The 20,605-nt window shown below is 63.2% G+C and carries 17 protein-coding genes; 2 read left to right on the forward strand and 15 right to left on the reverse strand.

Annotated elements, in window-relative coordinates:
- Positions 1–23: 23 nt before the first annotated feature.
- Complete coding sequence (locus HFO99_RS27890) at positions 24–2,333, forward strand: PAS domain-containing sensor histidine kinase (RefSeq protein ID WP_222364904.1); 2,310 nt, start codon at positions 24–26, stop codon at positions 2,331–2,333.
- A gap of 12 nt (positions 2,334–2,345) precedes the next feature.
- On the opposite strand, the gene HFO99_RS27895 is transcribed toward HFO99_RS27890, so the two are convergent.
- From HFO99_RS27895 to HFO99_RS27955, 13 genes are all read right to left on the reverse strand, one after another.
- Positions 2,346–2,996 (reverse strand): glutathione S-transferase family protein, encoded by a 651-nt coding sequence (locus HFO99_RS27895; protein WP_222364905.1) that lies wholly within the window; start codon positions 2,994–2,996, stop codon positions 2,346–2,348.
- 103 nt (positions 2,997–3,099) lie between these two features.
- Positions 3,100–6,057 (reverse strand): bifunctional [glutamine synthetase] adenylyltransferase/[glutamine synthetase]-adenylyl-L-tyrosine phosphorylase, encoded by a 2,958-nt coding sequence (locus tag HFO99_RS27900; RefSeq protein WP_222364906.1) that lies wholly within the window; start codon positions 6,055–6,057, stop codon positions 3,100–3,102.
- Between the two features lie 138 nt (positions 6,058–6,195).
- Complete coding sequence (locus tag HFO99_RS27905; RefSeq protein WP_222252706.1) at positions 6,196–7,605, reverse strand: sensor histidine kinase; 1,410 nt, start codon at positions 7,603–7,605, stop codon at positions 6,196–6,198.
- On the reverse strand, positions 7,602–8,348 hold the full coding sequence (locus tag HFO99_RS27910) for a response regulator transcription factor (RefSeq protein ID WP_315857761.1): 747 nt from the start codon (positions 8,346–8,348) through the stop codon (positions 7,602–7,604). The genes HFO99_RS27905 and HFO99_RS27910 overlap by 4 nt, the downstream gene beginning before the upstream one ends.
- Positions 8,349–8,421: 73 nt before the next feature.
- Complete coding sequence (locus HFO99_RS27915; protein WP_222332839.1) at positions 8,422–10,014, reverse strand: Do family serine endopeptidase; 1,593 nt, start codon at positions 10,012–10,014, stop codon at positions 8,422–8,424.
- Positions 10,015–10,307: 293 nt separating this feature from the next.
- Positions 10,308–10,772 carry a cytochrome c-type biogenesis protein CcmH gene (locus HFO99_RS27920; RefSeq protein ID WP_222364907.1) on the reverse strand — a complete coding sequence of 155 codons (465 nt, stop codon included), beginning with the start codon at positions 10,770–10,772 and terminating at the stop codon, positions 10,308–10,310.
- 194 nt (positions 10,773–10,966) lie between these two features.
- Positions 10,967–12,964, reverse strand: coding sequence for a heme lyase CcmF/NrfE family subunit (locus tag HFO99_RS27925; RefSeq protein WP_222252703.1), 1,998 nt, complete (start codon positions 12,962–12,964; stop codon positions 10,967–10,969).
- Positions 12,961–13,443, reverse strand: a complete 483-nt coding sequence (gene ccmE / locus HFO99_RS27930; protein ID WP_222252702.1) for a cytochrome c maturation protein CcmE — start codon at positions 13,441–13,443, stop codon at positions 12,961–12,963. Before ccmE ends, HFO99_RS27925 begins: the two co-directional genes overlap by 4 nt.
- A complete protein-coding gene (gene ccmI, locus HFO99_RS27935) occupies positions 13,440–14,648 on the reverse strand; it encodes a c-type cytochrome biogenesis protein CcmI (protein WP_222252701.1) in 1,209 nt (402 codons plus the stop codon). The genes ccmE and ccmI overlap by 4 nt, the downstream gene beginning before the upstream one ends.
- Positions 14,649–14,703: 55 nt before the next feature.
- Positions 14,704–15,126: a hypothetical protein gene (locus HFO99_RS27940; protein WP_222332834.1), complete on the reverse strand. Its 423-nt coding sequence runs from the start codon at positions 15,124–15,126 to the stop codon at positions 14,704–14,706.
- Positions 15,127–15,244: 118 nt separating this feature from the next.
- Positions 15,245–16,648: a sensor histidine kinase gene (locus HFO99_RS27945; protein ID WP_222364908.1), complete on the reverse strand. Its 1,404-nt coding sequence runs from the start codon at positions 16,646–16,648 to the stop codon at positions 15,245–15,247.
- Positions 16,638–17,309 carry a response regulator transcription factor gene (locus tag HFO99_RS27950; RefSeq protein WP_003546765.1) on the reverse strand — a complete coding sequence of 224 codons (672 nt, stop codon included), beginning with the start codon at positions 17,307–17,309 and terminating at the stop codon, positions 16,638–16,640. The genes HFO99_RS27945 and HFO99_RS27950 overlap by 11 nt, the downstream gene beginning before the upstream one ends.
- Positions 17,310–17,364: 55 nt before the next feature.
- Positions 17,365–17,613: a hypothetical protein gene (locus tag HFO99_RS27955; protein ID WP_027665150.1), complete on the reverse strand. Its 249-nt coding sequence runs from the start codon at positions 17,611–17,613 to the stop codon at positions 17,365–17,367.
- A gap of 374 nt (positions 17,614–17,987) precedes the next feature.
- Between HFO99_RS27955 and HFO99_RS27960 the strand changes: the two genes are divergently transcribed.
- On the forward strand, positions 17,988–19,214 hold the full coding sequence (locus HFO99_RS27960) for an MFS transporter (RefSeq protein WP_222364911.1): 1,227 nt from the start codon (positions 17,988–17,990) through the stop codon (positions 19,212–19,214).
- A 234-nt stretch (positions 19,215–19,448) separates the two neighbouring features.
- On the opposite strand, the gene HFO99_RS27965 is transcribed toward HFO99_RS27960, so the two are convergent.
- Entirely contained in the window at positions 19,449–19,754 is a 306-nt protein-coding gene (locus HFO99_RS27965; RefSeq protein WP_003546748.1) for a Dabb family protein, read from the reverse strand.
- 51 nt (positions 19,755–19,805) lie between these two features.
- Positions 19,806–20,510, reverse strand: coding sequence for a hypothetical protein (locus HFO99_RS27970; protein WP_222364913.1), 705 nt, complete (start codon positions 20,508–20,510; stop codon positions 19,806–19,808).
- Between the last annotated feature and the right edge of the window lie 95 nt (positions 20,511–20,605).

The raw sequence follows: 20,605 nt of genomic DNA on the forward strand, positions 1-20,605 counted from the left end.
CACATGAGGGACAAGGCGAAGAGATGATGGACGTGCGGCGGGCAACCGTGGCCGGAGGACGGCTGCGTGTCGATTTTGACGGGCTGAAAGCCTGGCGCGACAGCCTTTCGGGCCATGCGACATCGGAACCACTCCTGCGTTATCTGCCGAAGGCCGAGCTCGTCCTGAAGCGGGCCATTCCGGCACTGATCGTCGCCTTCCTCTTCGTCGTCGCCGCCTCGCATTTCTTCGGCATGATGAGCGAATATGGGCGCCTGGAGGCTTCGGCGCGCCATGCCACGGCCCTTTCGGCGGCAACCGCCTCTGCCGTGTTTGCCGATGAGGCCGACATCTTCGACGGCGGCGATATCGCCGAGGCGCAGGCCCGCCTCGCTAAATTCCTGCCACAGGACCGGCTGGACAGCGGCGCCTTCGTGCTGCTCGTGCAGGCAAGCGGCAAGGTTTTTGCCGCGACCACCGCCGGTCTTTCGCATGTGGGCACAAATGTCGGCGATTTCTTCCCCGAGGTTTCGGCGATCCGGCGTTTCGGCGATCGCGCCGGCGTCATCGAAACGACGATCGGCGGCGTACCGCATTATGCCGAGATCACGCTGATGGGCAATGCCGGCGGCTATATCGTCGCCGCCACCTCGCTCGACGAGATCGGCCGGCTCTGGCGCGAGGAACTGGCGCTCAACGTCACGCTGTTTGCCGGCATCTCCTCGATCCTGCTGGTCATCCTCTATGCCTACTACACACAGGTAAAGCGCGCCCGCGATGCTGACGACATCTTCGTGGAATCGAACCTGCGCGTCGAGACGGCGCTGTCGCGTGGCCGCTGCGGCCTCTGGGACTTCGATTTCGAGAACCGCGAATTCTTCTGGTCGCGGTCGATGTACGACATGCTCGGCCTGCCGGGTTCGGACAAGACGATGGGCTTCGGCGAAGCCGCCCGACTGATGCATCCCGATGACGGCGGGCTCTACGAGATTGCGCGCGCCATCGGCAAGGGCGCTTCCGGCCAGGTCGATCAGATCTTCCGCATGCGCCATGCCGGCGGCCACTATGTCTGGATGCGGGCGCGTGCCCAGGTGATCCGCAGCAATTCCGGCCGCATGCACCTGATCGGCATCGCCATGGATGTGACCGAACAGCATCGGCTCGCCCAGCGCTATGCAGAAGCCGACCAGCGCCTGGCCGACGCGATCGAATGCACCTCGGAAGCCTTCGTGCTCTGGGACAAGAACGATCGCCTCGTCATGTGCAACACGCATTTCCAGCAGGCTTATGGCCTGCCGGACAGCGTGCTTGTGCCCGGCACCGAGCGCTCGACCGTCAATGCGGCCGCCGCCCGTCCTGTCATCGAGCGGCGGATTTCCGATGCCGACGGCTCCGGCTATTCGCGTACGACGGAAGTGCAGCTTGCCGACGAGCGCTGGCTGCAGATCAACGAGCGGCGCACCCGCGACGGCGGCAAGGTTTCGGTCGGAACAGACATCACGCTGATGAAACGTCATCAGGAGCGGCTGCGCGAATCCGAACGCCGGCTGATGGCGACAATCGGCGATCTTTCCGCCTCACGCCAGACGCTGGAGATCCAGAAATCCGAGCTGTCGACGGCCAACGCCAACTACCAGGCGGAGAAGGAACGGGCCGAGGCTGCCAACAAGGCGAAATCGGAATTCCTCGCCAACATGTCGCATGAGCTGCGCACGCCCCTCAACGCCATCCTCGGCTTCTCCGAAATCCTGCAGAACCAGATGTTCGGGCCGCTCGGCTCGCTGAAATATGACGAATATGCGCGCGATATCCATGACAGCGGCAAACATCTGCTCAACGTCATCAACGACATTCTCGACATGTCGAAGATCGAAGCCGGCCATGTCAGGCTGCATTGCGAGCGCATCGACCTCGTACCGCTGATCGAGGAAAGCCTGCGCTTCACCGCCATGCCCGCGGCTGAAAAGAACATCGTCATCGAACAGCGCATCTGCTCCGGCCTGACGTTGATGGCGGACCGCCGGGCAATGAAACAGGTGCTGCTCAACCTGCTCTCCAATGCGGTGAAGTTCACCGACAATGGCGGCCGGATCGCAGTGCGCACCCGCCACGTCGACGGCGCCGTCGTCGTCACCATCGCCGACACCGGCATCGGCATTCCACGCTCGGCGCTGTCGAAAATCGGCCAGCCCTTCGAGCAGGTGCAGAGCCAATATGCGAAGAGCAAGGGCGGCTCCGGCCTCGGGCTCGCCATCTCCCGCTCGCTGACCTTGCTGCATGGCGGCAGCATGAAGATCCGCTCACGCGAAGCAGTCGGGACGGTGATCTCGCTGCGCATTCCCGACGATATCTAGAGCCGACCCTCTTCAGCCTGCCGATGCGGCGGTGAAAACCGCCAATTGAGCAGCGAAAGCACGCTTGTATGCCGGCCGCGCTTCGGCCCGGGCGACATAGGCGGCGAGGTTCGGATATTCCTCCAGAATGCCTGATCCTTTCAACCTGAGCAGCACCGACACCATCAGCAGGTCACCGGCGCTGAACGCCCCATCGAGCCAGTCGGCATCGCCAAGACGACGGGAGAGGTCGCTCAGCCGTTTTCGGATGCTGTCCTCGAGGGCGGAAAGGCGCTGGTCGTACCATGGCTTGTCGCGATCGAGGATCATGACGAGAACGCGGTCGAAGATCGGTGGCTCCACCGTGTTGAGCGCGGCAAACATCCATGTGAGTGCCCGCGCCCGGGCATTCGCATCGTCCGGCAGCAGGCCCGCATGGCGCTCGCCGATATGGAAGACGATGGCGCCGGACTCGAACAGTGCGAGATCGCCTTCTTCATAGGTCGGAATCTGCCCGAAAGGCTGCAGCGCCAAATGCGCGGGCTCCTTCATCTCTTTGAACGAAACAAGACGAACCTCGTAAGGCTGGCCCACTTCTTCGAGCGCCCAGCGAACGCGCATGTCGCGCGCCAGACCCCTGCCGCGATCGGGCGACCGTTCAAAAGCTGTAATGGTAATCGTCATTGCTGTTCTCCATCGCTTGCCTATCCTGAAGACGATTGGCTAAACGAGATTCCGACAGGCGATGCTCGCGATAATCCTCGCGGTCGTTCCGCCTGATGTGAGATCAGGCTTTCACGACATTCAGGAATATTTTCCGAACCGCTTTCGACAGCCGCTTTACCTCCGCTTCCAGCGTCCTGATGTCAGGGCAGTCGCCGGCGCGGCAGACGAGTTCGACGAGACCCGCCGGTGCTTCGTTCGGATCGAAAAGTCCGTCGATGGAGAGGCGGATCAGTTGCGAAAGGCCGGTATAAAGCGTGAAGGCCTCCAGGCATATTTCGAGATCGGCTGTTGCCATCAGCTGGTCGCCAAGCACCTTCAGGGCCTCGCCGGTGCTCGTCCCATTGACGGCAATACCGACGCCTCTGGTCGGTGCAATCAGTGCCAGGTATTGGGCGATGAATTCGAGATCGATGACGCCACCGGGGATCAGCTTCAAGTCCCACGGGCCGGAGGGCGGCTTTTCCTTGTCGATCAGTTCGCGCATTTCGGCGACGTCATGCGCCACCTTGGCAATATCGCGATCGGCCGACAGCACCTCCCGGACTATCAGTTCCGTCTCGGCGACCAGGCTCTCATTGCCGCAGATCAGCCGGGCGCGGCTGAGCGCCATATGCTCCCAGGTCCATGCCTCTTCGCGCTGGTACTTGCCGAAGGCATTGATGCGGGTGGCAACCGGCCCCTTGTTGCCGGATGGGCGCAGCCGCATGTCGACTTCATAGAGCACACCTTCGGCGGTCGGCGCCGACAAGGCGGCCATCAGCCTCTGGGTGATGCGGGTGAAGTAGCGCGTCGCGTCGAGCGGCTTCGGCCCATCGGATTCGGAGGCCGCGTCGTCATAATCATAGAGCAGGATCAGATCGATGTCGGAACCGGCCGTCAGCTCGAAACTGCCGAGCTTGCCCATGCCGGCGACCGCGAGGCGCCCGCCGGGATAATCGCCGTGTGCTGTCCGCATCTCGCTCACCACGGCATCGAGTGCTGCTGCAATGACGAGGTCGGCGAGATGCGTGAAGGCGCGTGCGGCCATCACGCCGTTGATCGCACCGGTGAGCAGGCGGATGCCGATCAGGAAGCGCTGCTCGGCGGCGAAGATGCGCAGCCGGTCGAGCACCTCTTCATAGTGGCGCGCCTGGGCAAGCGAACCCTTCAGCCGTTCGCCGAGATAATCACGCGTCGGCAGCTCGGCCATCAGGCCGGGATCGAGCATGCCGTCGAAGACATGCGGTTTGGCGGCGATCACCTCGGCAAGCCGGGGTGCCGAGGACATGATGTTGACGATCAGCGACAGCAGCGCCGGGTTGCTGCCGAGCAGCGAGAACAGCTGGATGCCGGAGGGAAGGCCGGAGATGAAGCTGTCGAAGCGCAGCAGCGCCTCGTCGGCGCGCTTGCTTTCGCCGAAGACCCGCAGGAGTTCCGGCGCCAGCTCCGTCAGCCTTTCACGCGCTTCAACCGATTGCGTTGCGCGGTAACGGCCATAGTGCCAGGTGCGGATGATGCGGGAAATGTCGGACGGCCTTGTAAAACCGAGCCTCTTCAGCGTCTCCAGCGTATCCGGGTCGTCGCCCTGGCCGGTGAAGACGAGGTTGCCGGTGTCGGTGGAAAGCCTGCTCTCCTGTTCGAAGAGGTGGGCATAACGTCGCTCGACCGTCTTCAGCACGCCGACCAGCCGTTCGGAGAAGCTCGGCGTGTCGGAAAATCCCATCATGAAGGCGATGCGCTTGAGATCGACATCGGTCTCCGGCAGCAGGTGGGTCTGCTCGTCGCGCACCATCTGGATGCGATGTTCGACATCGCGCAGGAACCAGTAAGCCTCCGTCAATTCGTCACGGGTTTCCGCGTCGATCCATTTCGCCTTGGTGAGTTCTCCGAGCGTCTCCTCCGTCGCCCGGCCGCGCAAGGCCGGCATGCGGCCGCCGGCGATCAGCTGCTGGGTCTGGACGAAGAATTCGATCTCGCGGATGCCGCCGCGCCCGAGCTTGACGTTATGACCCTTGACCGCGATGGCACCGTGGCCCTTATGCGCGTGGATCTGCCGCTTGATCGAATGGATATCGGCAATCGCCGCGTAATCGAGATATTTGCGGAAGACGAAAGGGGCGAGGCCGCGCAGGAAATCGGCGCCCGCGGTCAAGTCGCCGGCAACGGCGCGCGCCTTGATGAAGGCCGCCCGCTCCCAGTTCTGGCCCCTGCCCTCATAATAGATCATCGCCGCATCGACCGGGATCGCCAGCGGCGTCGAACCGGGATCGGGGCGCAATCTGAGATCGGTGCGGAAGACGTAGCCATCGGCTGTCCGCTCCTGCAGGATGCGCACCAGCCGGCGCATCATTCTCGGGAAGACCTCGATCGCGTCATCCGGGTCGGGCACGATACCGGCCTCCTCGTCGAAGACGACGACGAGGTCGATATCGGAGGAATAGTTGAGTTCGGATGCGCCGAGTTTGCCCATGCCAAGCACGATCAGCCCGGAGCCGTCGCTCGGTGCTGCCAGATCCCGCAGCCGCAGCTTTCCACCCTCATGCGCCGCCAGCAGCAGATGGTCGATTGCGGCGGCAACCGACGCTTCGGCAAGCTCGCTCAGCCAGGCCGTCGTCGCCCGGCCGTCGAAGATGCGCGCGAGATCGGCGAGGGCAACGAGAAAGGCCACCTTGCGCTTGATGATGCGTAGCCTGCTCATCACCACCGATTCGGAGGGCGCCGCGCCCTCGCCGTCCCGCTGCCAGCAGCGCCGCGCCTCGGCGACCAGCGCCTCGATCTGCGGCTCCAGCGGTTCGGTGATGGCGCCGGCGAGGATGGCGGGATCGAGATTGACAATTTCGCGCAGATAAGGCGACAGCGTCAGCACGGCCGAGATGAAATCGCGAAGCGGGCTCTCCGTCTTCAGCATCGCAGCCACCAACGGCTCGCTCCTGCCGGCCTCCTGAAGGTCGGCCAGCGCCAGCTTCAACTCCGTCTGGTTCAGCGGACGCAGCAGCCCTTCGGCCACATCCTTCAGGCCATGCGTCGATTTCGTCAGCATGCGCTCTCCCTGCTTTAGCGCCTCAGGAAACGGTCCCGCAGAATCGCGGGAACGCCTCCTTCAACCGGCATTAAACTAGGGTCTTGGCGGCAAACCGCCAATATACGATTCAACCGATCGTATTTCGGCGGAAAAAGCTCAGGCAGCCTTGGCGGGGAAGATCATGCTGACGGTCAATCCACGCTGTTCGGGTTTGTCGGGATCGGTATCGGAGAGTTCCAACCGGCCATTGTGCAGCTCCATCACCGCTTCCACCAGCGAAAGCCCGAGCCCCGTCCCCGGCTTCGACCGACTTTCATCGAGGCGGACGAAGCGCTTCACCACGTCGTCTCGCCGGTCGGCGGGAACGCCCGGTCCGTGATCGGCGACCGAAAGGCAGATGCCGTCCGGGCGGCGGGAAAGTTTCAGCGACACTTTGCCCGCGCCTTCGGTATCAGAGGAATATTTGATGGCATTGTCGAGCAGATTGAAGATCGCCTGGCCGATCAGCTCGCGATTGCCCTGCACCTCGACATCCGGCTCGATGCTGGAGCTGAGGCCGAGCCCCGCCTCCTCCGCCGCCGGCTCGTAAAGCTCGGCGCTATCGGAGACGATGGCCGAAAGCTCTACCGGCGACATCTCGGCGGCGACCGATCCGGCCTCGACGCGGGAGATCATCAACAGAGCGTTGAAGGTGCGGATCAGCTGGTCCGATTCGGAAATGATGCCTTCGAGCGCGGTGCGCCGCGTCTCGCCGTCGGCGATATCGAGCGCATCGGCCGCCTTGTTGCGCAGCCGCGTCAGCGGCGTCTTGAGATCATGGGCGATGTTGTCGGAGACCTGCCGCAGGCCCTCGTCCAGCTTCTCGATGCGCTCCAGCATGGTATTCAAAGACATCGACAAGCGGTCGAATTCATCGCCCGATCCGCCCACCGGCAAGCGTTGCGACAGGTCGCCGGCCATGATCTTCTTGCTGGCATCCGACATGCGGTCGATGCGTTTCAGCGCGTTGCGGCCGATGGCGAACCAGATGATGATGGCGCCAAGCCCCATGATCGCCAAAGCCACCATCAGCGCCTGGCGCACCAGCAGACGGAAACGCTCGGGGTCGCCGAGATCGCGGCCGATCAGGATTCTGAGGCCGTTGTCGAGCACGAAGATATTGGCGATCGCCCTGTGGCGGCGCTCGATGCCGCTGTCGGTATAACGCTGATAGATGAAGGGCGCGGAGGTCCAGCCGATCTCCTCGAAGACACCCGGCTGCACCGAGGCGACGTTGCCGGCGAGAATATCGCCCGAGGGACCGGCGATGATGTAGAGGTTGGCGCCCGGCTGGCGCGCACGCCGCTCCATCGTGCGCAGCAGAAGATTCATGCCGCCGGTGTCATAGGCGCGTTGCACCTGTTCCACCTCTTGCCTGACGGCGTCGCGGATCTGGCCCGTCAGCAACCGCTCCGACATGGCCGTCACATAGAAGACGAGCGTCGCGGCGCAGATGGCGAAAAGCAGGATATAGAGTGCCGAAAGGCGGACTGCGGTGGACTTGAAGAGAACCCTGAAACGGCTCATCCCTCATCCTTGATCATATACCCCGCGCCGCGAATGGTCTTCAGGAGCGGCTGGCTGTAGTCCTTTTCGATCTTCGAGCGCAGGCGCGAGACATGAACGTCGATGACGTTGGTCTGCGGGTCGAAGTGATAGTCCCAGACGTTTTCGAGCAGCATAGTGCGGGTCACCACCTGGCCGGCATTCTTCATCAGATATTCGAGCAGCCGGAATTCGCGCGGCTGCAGCAGGATCTCCTTGCCGCCGCGGCGCACCTCGTGGGAGAGCCGATCGAGTTCGAGATCGCCGACGCGATAGACGACGTCCTGATCCGGCGTGCCCTTGCGGCGGCCGAGCACCTCGACACGCGCCAGCAACTCGCTGAAGGCATATGGCTTCGGCAGGTAGTCGTCGCCGCCGGCACGAAGACCGGTCACGCGGTCATCGACCTGGCCGAGCGCCGATAGGATGAGGACCGGCGTATGGATGGCCTTGCGGCGCAACTCGCTGATGACGGAAAGCCCGTCGCGGCGCGGCAGCATGCGGTCGATGACGATGACGTCATAGGTATTTTCTGACCCCATGAACAGGCCGCTCTCGCCGTCGCTGGCGTGATCGGCGACAATGCCCGCCTCGCGAAAGGCTTTCGTGAGGTAGACCGCGGCTTCGAGATCATCTTCGATGATGAGAATCTTCATGCGGCCGACATTACCCGCCGGCTGCGTTTCGGCAAGGCTCAAAGCATCTTCCTGCGGGGCGGCGGTCATGGCGATCACCCTTCAAAGGTCAGAAGAATCGAGCCGTGCGGAGTTCGTCCGCACGGCTCGCGTTTTCTTGAGATCAGCCCTGGCCGTTGATCGGAAGCGCGACGAAACGGCTTCCTTCACTGGACTGGATCTGGAAGAGTGCCCGAGTGCGGCCGTCCTTCTTGGCCTGGTTCAGCATCTTGACGACATCATCCGGGCTGGAGACTTCCTGGTTGTTGACCGAGGTGATCTTCTCGCCTTCCTTGATGCCCTTGTCGGCAGCCTCGGAGTCCGGGTCGATGCCGGTGATCGCCAGGCCCTTGCCGTCGTCGGAAGGACCGACCGTCAGGCCGAGATCAGCAAGCGCCTTCTCGGAAGCCGGTGCCTCAGGCTGCTGTGGCTGGTTGTTGTCATCGGCAGACGCATCCTTCTGGTCGGCCGGCAGCGTGCCGAGTTCGACGGTGAGAGGCTGGGCCTTGCCGGCGCGCCAGACCGAAAGCTCGACCTTGCTGCCCGGTTGCATTGCGCCGATACGGCGGCTGAGATCACGGGCATCCTTGATCGTCTCACCATTCAGTGCGGTGACGACGTCGCCGGCCTTCATCCCGGCCTTGTCACCCGGTGAACCGGCCTGCGGGGCGACAACGAGGGCGCCGCTCGGCTCGGAAAGGCCGATGGACTCGGCGATATCCTTGGTCACCGGCTGGATCTGGACACCCAGCCAACCGCGCGAGACCTGGCCGTCCTTCATCAGATCGGCAACGACGTCCTTGGCGGTCGAGGCGGGAATGGCGAAGGCAATGCCGACGCTGCCGCCCGACGGCGAGAAGATCGCGGTATTGATGCCGACGACTTCGCCGCTCAGGTTGAAGGTCGGACCGCCGGAGTTGCCGCGGTTCACGGCGGCATCCACCTGCAGGTAATCGTCATAAGGACCGGAGCCGATATCGCGGCCGCGGGCCGAGATGATGCCGGCTGTGACCGTGCCGCCGAGGCCGAAGGGATTGCCGACGGCAACGACCCAGTCGCCAACGCGGACGTTATTGTCGTCGGCCCAGTTGACGTAGGTGAACTTCTTGCCCTTGCCGTCGACCTTCAGCACGGCGAGGTCGGTGCGCGGATCCTTGCCGATCAGCTTGGCATCGAGCTCGGTGCCGTCATTCATGACAGCGACGAAGGCCTGGCCATCGGAAACGACGTGATTGTTGGTAACGATGTAGCCGTCCTCGGAGATGAAGAAGCCGGAGCCCTGGGCGACGGGGCGGAGCCGACCCTTGCCTGCCGGACCGTTCGGACCACCATTCGGGCCGTTCTGGCCGAAGCGCCGTTGATGACCCTGCTGATCATTCGGATCCTGGCCGAACTGCTTGAAGAACCGCTTCAGCGGATGATCGTCGGGAAGGTCATCGAAGCCGCGACCATTGAAATCAAAGGAGAAGCCTTCATTGTTGTCAGCGACGGGATTGACGCGGTTTTCGACCCGGACTGAAACGACGGCCGGCGAAACGGCATCGACGACATTGGCGAAGCTTGGAACGGCTGGCGCCTGAACCTTGACAGCTTCGGCATAAGACTGGGTGATTTCGAGCGGAACGCCGGTTGCGAGCACAGCGGCTGCGATACCGGCGACGGTAGAAGCCTTGAGCACGGTGGCGAGGGACGGACGTCCGTTGAAATTCTTGAGCATTGGAGCACCTTCTCTTGTTTCTAGAGCGTTCCCGATTTCTCATGGAAATGCTCCACTTTTGTTTTGCGCAATTCCGGACGCAAAACCGCTGCGCACTTTTGCTGGAATTGCTCTAGATCTTCAGACCGGCGCCGCCGGATCAGTCGATGACTAAGGATATAGGACGTCGCACCTTACTGCGAACTGTCCGGCCAATGAAAAGTTGGTAATGTTTGCAAGGTTTGCTTTCGGCCAAAACGCGCCGCTGGCTTCTCTGGCGGCCTGGATGCGGCCAACTGGCTCAGGCTGATCGGCTATTTCTTCAGAAGCTCGCTCAGCTTCGCCTGCTCATCGGACGTCAGCTTGCTGCCGGTCGGCTTGCCGGCCCTCTTGCGCGCGAAGACCAGCAGTGACAGTCCGCCCGCAAGCACCAGCAGCAGCGGTGCACCCCAGAGCAGCACGGTCTTCATGCTGACACGCGGCTTCAAAAGCACGAACTCGCCGTAGCGCGAGACGATATAGGTCAGCGCCGCCTCGTCGCTGTCGCCATCGGTGATGCGCTCGCGCACCAGCAGGCGCAGGTCCTTGGCCAGATCGGCGTTGGAATCGTCGATCGACTGGTTTTGGCAGACCATGCAGCGCAGTTCCGCCGAAAGCGCGCGGGCGCGGGCCTCGAGCGCCGGGTCGGCCAGCACCTCATCCGGATTGACGGCAAAGGCGGGGGCGGGCGCGAAGAGAATGAAAAGGACGATGAGGAACCGAGAGAGAAAAGACGACATCTGCTGAATGCGCCGAACCACTCCTCCCCTCATTCCTGTCCTCGGGTTTAACCCGAGGGATGTCACAGGAATCCAGCCACGGCGCGTCTGCGCCGTGAATGAACCTTTTTGCAAATAAGAGTCTCCAGCGCCCAAGGACTTGGGCGCGCTGGATTCCTGTGACAAGCACAGGAATGAGGGAGGCCGTGAGCGCATCATTCGGCCGGCTCCATTGCGGGAGCTGCCGGCCTTGCCGGCTTCGCCTTGCGGCGCGGCGCACCGACACGCAGGCGCCGGTCGCTGAGCGAGACGAGGCCGCCAAAGGCCATGATCACCGCTCCGCCCCAGATGCAGAGAATGAACGGCTTCCACCAGATGCGCACGACGATGCCGCCGTCCTTGGTGGCGTCACCGAGCGAGACATAGAGCTGGCTGAGCCCGAAGGTCAGAATACCCGCCTCCGTCGTCGGCGTCTGCCGGGCGGTATAAAGGCGCTTGGCCGACCAGGTATCGGCAACCGCGACACCGGCACGCCGGATGGTGAAGTGGCCGCGCTCCTCGGTATAGTTCGGCCCGGTCCCCGGCTGCATGCCGTCGAAATGCAGGCTGTAACCGCCGGCCTCGGTCACCTCGCCGGGCTTCATCTCGATGACGCGTTCGCTCTGGAAGGTCGTGACCGCGACGATGCCGAGCACGGTGACGCCGAGCCCGGCATGGGCAAGGGCCGTGCCGAAGGCCGAACGCGGCAGGCCGGAAAGCCGGCGCCAGGCGAGGCTGCCCGCGACCTTGCCGATACCGGCGCGATACCAGAGATCGGCGACGGCACCGAGGATCAGGAACAGCCCGGCAGCCAGGCCGAGCACCGAAAGCACCGGCCCGCCATGTTCGATATAGAAGAAGATCACCGCGGCAAGGAAGGCGAGACCCGCGACGACATAGAGTCGCTGCAGGGCACCCAGCAGATCGCCGCGCTTCCAGGCCAGCATCGGCCCGAACGGTACGATGACGATCAGCGGCGCCATCAGCAGGCCGAAGGTCAGGTTGAAGAAGGGCGGCCCGACGGAGATCTTGTCGCCGGTCAGCGTTTCCAACAGCAGCGGATAGAGCGTGCCGGTGAGCACCGTGCCGCAGGCGACCGTCAGGATCAGATTGTTGACGACGAGCGCGCCCTCACGCGAAATCGGCGCAAACAGCCCGCCGGCCGCAAGCTTCGGCGCCCGGAAGGCAAACAGCGACAGCGCCCCGCCGATGAAGATCAGCAGGATGCAGAGAATGAAGACGCCGCGGGAGGGGTCGCTGGCAAAGGCATGCACCGAGGTCAGCACGCCGGAGCGCACCAGGAAGGTGCCCATCAGCGACAGCGAGAAGGTCAGGATGGCGAGCAGCACCGTCCAGATCTTCAGCGCCTCGCGCTTTTCCATGACAAGCGCCGAATGCAGCAGAGCGGTGCCGGCCAGCCACGGCATGAAGGAGGCGTTTTCCACCGGGTCCCAGAACCACCAGCCGCCCCAGCCGAGCTCGTAATAGGCCCAGTAGGAGCCCATGGCGATGCCAAGCGTCAGAAAGGTCCAGGCGGCCAGCGTCCAGGGCCGCACCCAGCGTGCCCAGGCGGCGTCGATGCGCCCTTCCAGGAGCGCAGCGACGGCAAAGGAGAAGCAGACGGAGAAGCCGACATAACCGAGATAGAGCAGCGGCGGGTGGATCGCCAGGCCAACATCCTGAAGCACCGGGTTGAGATCGCGGCCCTCGGCCGGCGCCGGGTCAAGCCGCAGGAAAGGATTGGAGGTCAGCAGGATGAACAGCGTGAAGGCCACCGAAATCCAGGCCTGCACGGCAAGCACATTGGCCTTCAGCGTCTCCGGCAGATTGCGGCCGAAGACGGCGACCAGCGCGCTGAACAGCGTCAGGATCAACAGCCAGAGCATCATCGATCCCTCGTGATTACCCCAGACGCCGGAGTATTTGTAGATCAGCGGCACCAGCGAATGCGAATTCTCCCAGACATTCTCGACCGAGAAATCCGAGACGACATGGGCATAAGTCAGCACGGCGAAGGAGAAGGCCACAAGCGCAAACATCGCCAGCGAGCCGACCGTCGCCACATCCATCATCGCCCGGTCGTGACGACGGGCTCCGATCACCGGCACGATGGAGAGGATGAGCGCCGTGGCCAGCGCCAGCACCAGCGCGTAATGGCCGATCTCGATGATCATGGCGTCGCCTTCACTTCCTGTCCCCGACTTTCCTGCCGTTGACCTTCCTTCCACAGCCCCTGGGCTTTGAGCCTGTCGGCCACGTCCTTCGGCATATAGGTCTCGTCATGCTTGGCAAGCACGGTGTCGGCGACGAAGACGTTCGTGCCAGCGGCAAACATGCCCTCGGTGACGACGCCCTGGCCCTCGCGGAAGAGATCGGGCAGGATGCCGGAATATTTAACCTTCACGGCATTGGCGCTGCCGTCGGTGACGGCAAATTCCACCGTCGAGCCGGTGCCGCGCACGACACTGCCCTCACCGACCAGGCCGCCAAGGCGGATGCGGGTTTCCGGCGCCACCGGCGTCTTGGCCAGATCCGCCGGCATGTAGAAATAGGCGACCGACTGGCTGAAGGCGAACATCGCCAGCAGCACGGCGGCGGCAATGAAGCCCATGCCGCCCGCAATCACCGCCAGGCGCTTCTGCTTGCGCGTCATTGCGTCGCTTCCTCCGTGGCTATGCCGAGTTCCCTGGCAAGCGCCAGCAATTGCCTGCCCTGTTCGCCGGGCGGCGGAAAGGCCGCAAGCCCGCGCTTCAGGGCGCCGGCGGCGCGATCCTTGTCGTTCAATATGGCGTAAGAGCGGACGAGCCGCATCCATCCCTCGAAATTGTTCGGATCCTCGCTGAGCTTGGCATCGAGGCTCTCGACCATGCCGCGGATCATCTGCTGCCGGTCGCCGGCGTTCATGGTCTTGGCTGCCGCCACATCCTGCTGCGTGGGATTGCCCGGGGCGCTTGGATTGGTACTCGGGTCAGCCGGATTGGCGCCCGGGGCAGCCGGATCGGCGCCTGCCGGCGCGCCGCCGTTCATGGCTATATGCTGGTTGACCAGCGGCAGCCAGGGCGCATCGGTCGGCGATTGTTTTGCCAGCGCCTCAAAGGCCTGGCGGGCCTCATCTGGCCGCCCCGCCTGCTCCATGCTGAGGGCGATATAGAAACGGGCGCGCGGATTGTCAGGCTCCAGCGTCAGCGATTGTTCCAGCACCTGGCGCGCCTCCTCCGTCACCACCCCGTCGGAGACCGCCATCAGCGTCTCGGCAAGGCCATCGAGCCGGACCGGGCTCGGGCCGAGAAGCCGGATGGCGTTGCGGTAGGCCACTTGCGCGTCGCTGACGCGCATCGTGCGGAAATAGATCGGCGCCAGCACGTCCCAGCCCTTGCCGTCATCAGGTTTCTCAGCCAGGTGCCGTTCCGCCTTGGTGATCAGCACCGCCACGTCGTTGCCAGGGTTTTCCAGCCGCGCTTCCAGCGGCTGCGAGGGCAGGTCCGGCCTGCCGGTCGTCAAATAAAGACAGAGGCCGAGAACCGGCAGGAGCAGGAGGACGAAGGCCTCGGTGAAACGATGATGCCGCGCGGGTTTCAGTGTCTCAGCCGGCTCGTCGGCAGAGACGGCGATCAGCCGCCGGCCGATTTCCGCCCTGGCATAATCAGCCTCTTCCGGGGTGATCAGCCCGCCATCGAGATCGCGGTCGAGTTCGCGCAACTGGTCGCGATAGACGGCAGTCTCGCCCGCACGGATATTATCCGCCGCCTTCGCTCCGCGCAGAAGGGGGTAGAGCAGGATAACGGCGAGGGCTGCCGTCATAACGGCAACGAGAATCCAGAACAGCATATCGCCCAAATACGTGAAGCGCGCCGTCATTCCAACTGCCAAAGCCGGAATGACGAAGATTTGAGGCTATAAGCCGCAATTCAGATCAGAGCGGCGACCAGCTGCCGTCGTCGTTGCGGCAGGCAGCGCCCCGCGCCACGGTGTCCTTGCCGTCGACGGTCAGCGCATGGGTATATTGCCGGCAGTTCTGCGAACCGACCTGATAGGGTGCAGCCGCGACGACCTTGCCGGTCACGTCCTTGCCGGTCCAGAGCACCGGCTGGCCGACGGCGGCCCCTTCCAGGGCCCGATATTCCGCCTCAAGCGCCCGCTGCTTGTCGCTGTCGGTCAAGCTCACGCCGCTGCGGCCGACGATGCCGCCCTGCATCGCGGTGATGAAGGCGGCCGATGCCGAGGGCTTTCTCGAAAAAATGCCGCGCGAGGCGGCACTCTTCGTCGTCGTGCAGCCGGACAGCGCGACGGCGACGAGAAGAGCGGAAACGATCATGCCTTGCGAGCGTAAAATCATTGCGTCGAACCACGATCAGGGGTCAATTTCAGCCGATCGAAGTGCAGCGTCCCCGTGTCAGCATTAAGGCAAAGCATGCTATGCATTTGCCAGTATCTTTGTGACATCAAGCAGTTGCTCATGCAACATCCTTTGTGATGCCAGGCAGGATAAGCTTCGCCTTCAGCCCGCCCCATTCACCGCGGGAAAGCTCGAGCCGTCCCTGGTACTCATTGGAAATCTCGGTGACGATTGAAAGGCCGAGCCCGGTTCCCGGCTTGCTTTCGTCGAGCCTGCGGCCGCGCTTCAGCGCCTCGCGGATCTGATCCGGCTCCAGGCCCGGCCCGTCATCCTCGACGGCGAGTTCCACCCAGTGGCGGCGCGCGCTCGCCTCAACCCCCTTCACATCCTCGCCGGCCTCGACGGCCGAGAGCCGCACTCTGCTCTTGGCAAAACGCGCCGCATTTTCCAGGAGATTGCCGACGGTCTCCTCGAGATCCTGCTGCTCCATGGCAACGGCCAGATGCGGCGGCGAGACGACCAGATCGAATTCGGTATCGACGTTCAGCCGGCGCATGACGCGCACCAGCCGCTCGAGCGCCGGCTCGGCATCGGTGCGGGCGAGCACGGATTCGCGCTGCGCGGCGATGCGCGCCCGATTGAGATAGGACTGCACCTGCCCCTGCATCGCTTCCGCCTGGCTGCGCACCAGCTCGCCATGGGATTTTTCGAGCACGCGCGCCTCGTTGAGGAGCACGGCGATCGGCGTCTTCAGCGAATGCGCGAGATTGCCGACCTGCATGCGGGCTCGCTCGACGATGCGGCGATTGCTGTCGATCAGCGCGTTCACCTCGTTGGCGAGCGGCAGGATTTCGCGCGGGAAGTCGCCTTTCAGCTGTTCGCTCTCGCCGGCGCGGATGCGCTCCAGCGCGGCGCGTGCCTTGTCGAGCGGCTTCAGGCCGTAGAGAATCGCCAGCGCGTTGACGATCAGGCTGCCGACGCCGAAACCGGCGAGCGCCAGATAGAGGCTGTGGGAAAAGGTGCGCACGTCGTCTTCGACGACATCGACGTTGCCGGTGACGCGGAAGCGCGCCGCGCGCCCGTCGGTATCGAGCACCACTTCGGTTTCGGCCACCTGCACGCGGTTCCCGGAAGCATCCGTCACCTGGTAGTAGCGCTCGTAATTCTTGTCGAAGGGCGCTTCGACGACGGAGGGAACCGCAATGAGCGCCGAGCCGAGCGAAGGCGACACCAGCGGTGCGGTCGTATAGGTGCCGAGCGGCTCCACCACCCAGTACCAGCCGGTCTTCGGCTGGGCAAAACGCAGATCGCCGAGCTGCGGGCTGCCGCTGAGCGCGCCCTGATCGCCGATCGTCACCGAATTGATGACGTTGTAGAGCTGCGCCCGCAACAGATCCTGGAAACCGCGTTCGGCGCTCTTGCGGTAGAGGGTGGAGATCAGCAGACCGATCACCACCAGCGCCACCGTCGACCAGACCGTGGTCAGCAACAACACACGTGCGGTGAGCGACTTAGTTCGCATGTTTCGGCGCTTGGATACGGTAACCGAGACCGCGCACCGTTTCGATCAGGTCGACCCCCATTTTCTTGCGCAGGCGACCGACGAAGACCTCGATCGTGTTGGAATCACGGTCGAAATCCTGGTCGTACATATGTTCGACCAGTTCCGTGCGCGAGACGACCTCGCCCATGTGATGCATGAGATAGGAAAGCAGGCGATATTCGTGCGAGGTCAGCTTCAGTGTCGTACCATTGACCGTCGCCTTCGAGGATTTGGTATCGAGCCGCACCGGCCCGCAGATGATCTCGGATGAGGAATGCCCGGCTGCGCGCCGGATCAGCGCCCGAATGCGGGCCAGCACTTCCTCGACGTGGAAGGGCTTGGTGACGTAGTCGTCGGCACCGGCGTCGATGCCGGCGACCTTGTCGCTCCAGCGGTCGCGCGCCGTCAGGATCAGCACCGGCACGCCGCGGCCGGCGCCGCGCCATTTTTCAAGAACGGTGACCCCGTCCATCTCCGGCAGGCCGATATCGAGGATGATGGCGTCATAGGGTTCGGTGTCGCCGAGGAAATGACCTTCCTCGCCGTCGAACGCCTGGTCGACGACATAGCCCGCCTCCTTCAGCGTGTCGGCCAACTGCCGGTTCAGATTAACGTCGTCTTCGACTACCAGGATGCGCATCGGTCCGCCTTCGTCCGCTTCAAATCGATCAATGTCCTGAATAAGCCGATTCCGCCTACATCGGAACCTTTACCGTGACTTTGCGTGGGCGCTGGCCATTGCCCTGCACAAGAACGGTGATGATACAGGTATCGCCCACCGGTTGCACGGACAGGAGCTGGCCGCCCGTCTGCTCGACGACCTGGGCTGCGGCGGCGCTGCAATCGCCTCCAATACGCACGACAAAAGTGCCCGCGGCGTCCGGTGAGGGCGCCGATACCACCAGTCCGGCGGCCAATGCTGCGACGCTCAGAGGAAAGGCCATGTGTTATGCTTTCAAGGTAATGCCAACTTGCCCCGAATATGTACTCACGCGACCTGAATGGCAAATGAATGCGCTGTAATGCAGGGTGTTTAGAACTGTTCTCGACTGTTCGGGACAGCCGGTTTCAGCGCCTCTAAATCGCCGCCGCAGCAAGCTCCGGCGGCGGCCGCTGCGTCCAAAAACGATACAATCAGCCTTGGTATCCACGCATTCTTCATCACCTCCGGTAAAGGCGGGAAACCGGCGGGACCGACACCACAGTCTTTGTCTGCGAATCGGCCGCGCTCTTCTCTTTCCTGCCGCCCGCAGCTTTCACCGGCCGGTTGAAACTGTTATGCCCTTGCTGCCCCACATTTCAGACCGTTTCAGCACCGATGCCAAAATCCTCCCGTTTCCGCTCGGCACAGACGGTCACCGTCCTTGCCGTTACCCAGCTGATCGGCTGGGGCACGACATTCGACATGCTCGGGGTCATGGGCCGCGTCGTGGCGCCGGATCTTGGCCTGGCGAACGAAGTGGTGTTTGCCGGCCTGACGATCATGATGGTGGTCAGCGCCATCGTTGGTCCGGCGACCGGCCGCTGGCTCGGCCGCTATGGTGCTGCGCGGGTGCTTTCGGCCGCCTCGCTGACCTTTGCGCTTGGCCTGCTTCTGCTGGCTGCCGCAAACGGCATCATGCTCTATGCCGGCGCCTGGATCATCATCGGCATCGGCGGCGCATGTGGCCTCTCGGCGCCGGCCTATACCGCCGTCGTCGAGCGCGAAGGGGCGAACGGCAAACGCGTCATCGCCATCCTGATGCTGTTCACCGGGCTTTCGAGCGCCATCTTCTGGCCGATTCTCAGCCTGCTCAACGAGGCGGTCGGCTGGCGCCTCACCTTCCTGGTCTGTGCGGCGCTGCAATTCTTCGTCTGCCTGCCGCTGCATCTTTTCGCCCTGCCGAAGCCGATCGCAACACATGTCGACGGCGGCACAGCCGAAATCGCCCCGGTGCCGCTGTCGAAGGCCAAGCAGCGCAAAGCCTTTCTGCTGATCGCCGCGGCGACGACGATCTCGACCTTCGTCACCTTCGGCATCTCGCCATCACTGCTTGAAATCTTCCGCCAGTCCGGCGCTTCGCCGGCCTTTGCGCTGCAGCTCGGCTCGGCACGCGGCGTCCTCGGCATCTCCGCGCGTTTCCTCGACATGCTGCTCGGCCGGCGCGGCAATCCCATGCTCAGCGCGGTCATGGGCATCAGCCTGATGATGATGAGCTTCCTGATCATGCTGGTCGCCAGCCCGTCGACGCCGCTGCTCGTCACCTTCGTCCTGCTCTACGGGTTTGGCACCGGCGTCATGACCGTCGCCCGCGCGCTGCTGCCGCTGGCGCTGTTCTCACCGCGCGAATTCGGCCTGCAATCGGCCCGGCTATCGCTGCCGCAAAATCTCGCCAACGCCGTCGCCCCGGTCATCTTCACCGCCATCCTCGACCGCGCCGGCACCGGCCGGGCGCTCGCCGCTTGCGCCGTTCTGGCGGCATTGTCGCTCATCTTCGTGCTGATGCTGATGGCGCTGGTGCGCGGCGCCCGTGCGTCGGAATCAGCCATTCTTAATGTTTCCTGATTATCATCCACGCATGGACGAGAGCGGCTTTCCGTCCACCCGCTGCGGCCGGCCCTACCATGAACAAGCAGCCGCTTTTGACGAATCTTTTGAATCGCTTGCCGCCGCTTTTTTCGAAAATTGAGTCCGGCGGCTCAGAAATTGACCCAGCTTCGCGACGATCCGAATCCGGAAAACCATCCATCCATTTGAAATTCAACGGAATGTAGCTTTGCGGCCGGATGCTTGCGGAATTCAGAGCGGCCGCGTCACCGCCGTGCGGCTGTCGTAATCGGCGGCGATGCGCTTTTCCCGGAGCGGCCGCACGCGATCGATCGAGAGCTGATAATCGGGATGCGCCTTATAGGCGGCAAGGGCCGCCTCGTCGTCGAATTCGCCATAGACCACGAGATCGATCTCGGTGCCCAGCTGATCGGTCTTCACATTGGTACCGATTTCCAGCAGCCGCGCATGGGGAATGCCGGTCAGTATAGAAAGCCCGGCCCTCACCTCCTGCAGATGTTCCTCCTGCACGGTGAAGAAGACGATATGACGGATCACGCGGAAGCTCCTGTCAGGTTTATCAAAATGATGGAGCGACCTTGGCGCATCCTATCGGACGCGCCGCACTCCAGCTGTCAGCCGGGCGATAACATGCGCGCCCCAGGCCTTCAACCGCGCGAGCATGCCATGGGCCGCATCGGGACGTATCGCCGCATCGAAGACCATGGCATAGGCGGCGAGCTTTTCCGCCCGGTCGGTGCCATTGACGATGCGGCGCGCATTCACCCAGTCGGCGGTCGTTGCATCCAGATGATCGGCGAGCTTGTGGCCGGTAAAGCTGCCCTGCAGCATGCCTTCGATCAGGATCGTCACCGCCGCATCCATCTCCATCGCCCGGTCGGGTTCGGCAACGAGGTCGATCCCCGTCAGCGCACTCATCGCCTCATAGTTCCGCTTGTGGGTGAGCTGCACCAGGCCGCGGCCAAGCCAGCTGCAGCCATCCTCGTCCGGCCGCCAGTAGGGCGTCTTCACCCAGGAGAGCCGGCCTGCGGCAAAGGCCGTCTCCAGGATCTCGACCGCGCGCGCATCGCTTTCCGCCAGCGTCTCACGCACCGGCTGCATCGTATAGGCAGTCTCGTGATAAGCGGTTGCGAGGATATAGGCGAGCCACCGCCGGTCGGCATCGGCAAACCGTTCTTCCCAAGCGTCGAGAATCGCCGTGATGCCCACTACCTGAGGCTGAGTCAGGTTTCCTTTGAAGAGTCGGTGCCGTACCGTATCGAAAAAGAATGCCCGGTCCATGTGGACAACCATTCCGCGCTTCCCTCGAAATATCATGGTTAAAACCGTCTTAATCGATTAAATTCCATTTAATCGTTTAAAGTGTTTAAGCCACTGATTTACACGCC

Source organism: Rhizobium leguminosarum (genome assembly GCF_019798305.1).
GTDB classification, from domain to species: domain Bacteria; phylum Pseudomonadota; class Alphaproteobacteria; order Rhizobiales; family Rhizobiaceae; genus Rhizobium; species Rhizobium leguminosarum_U.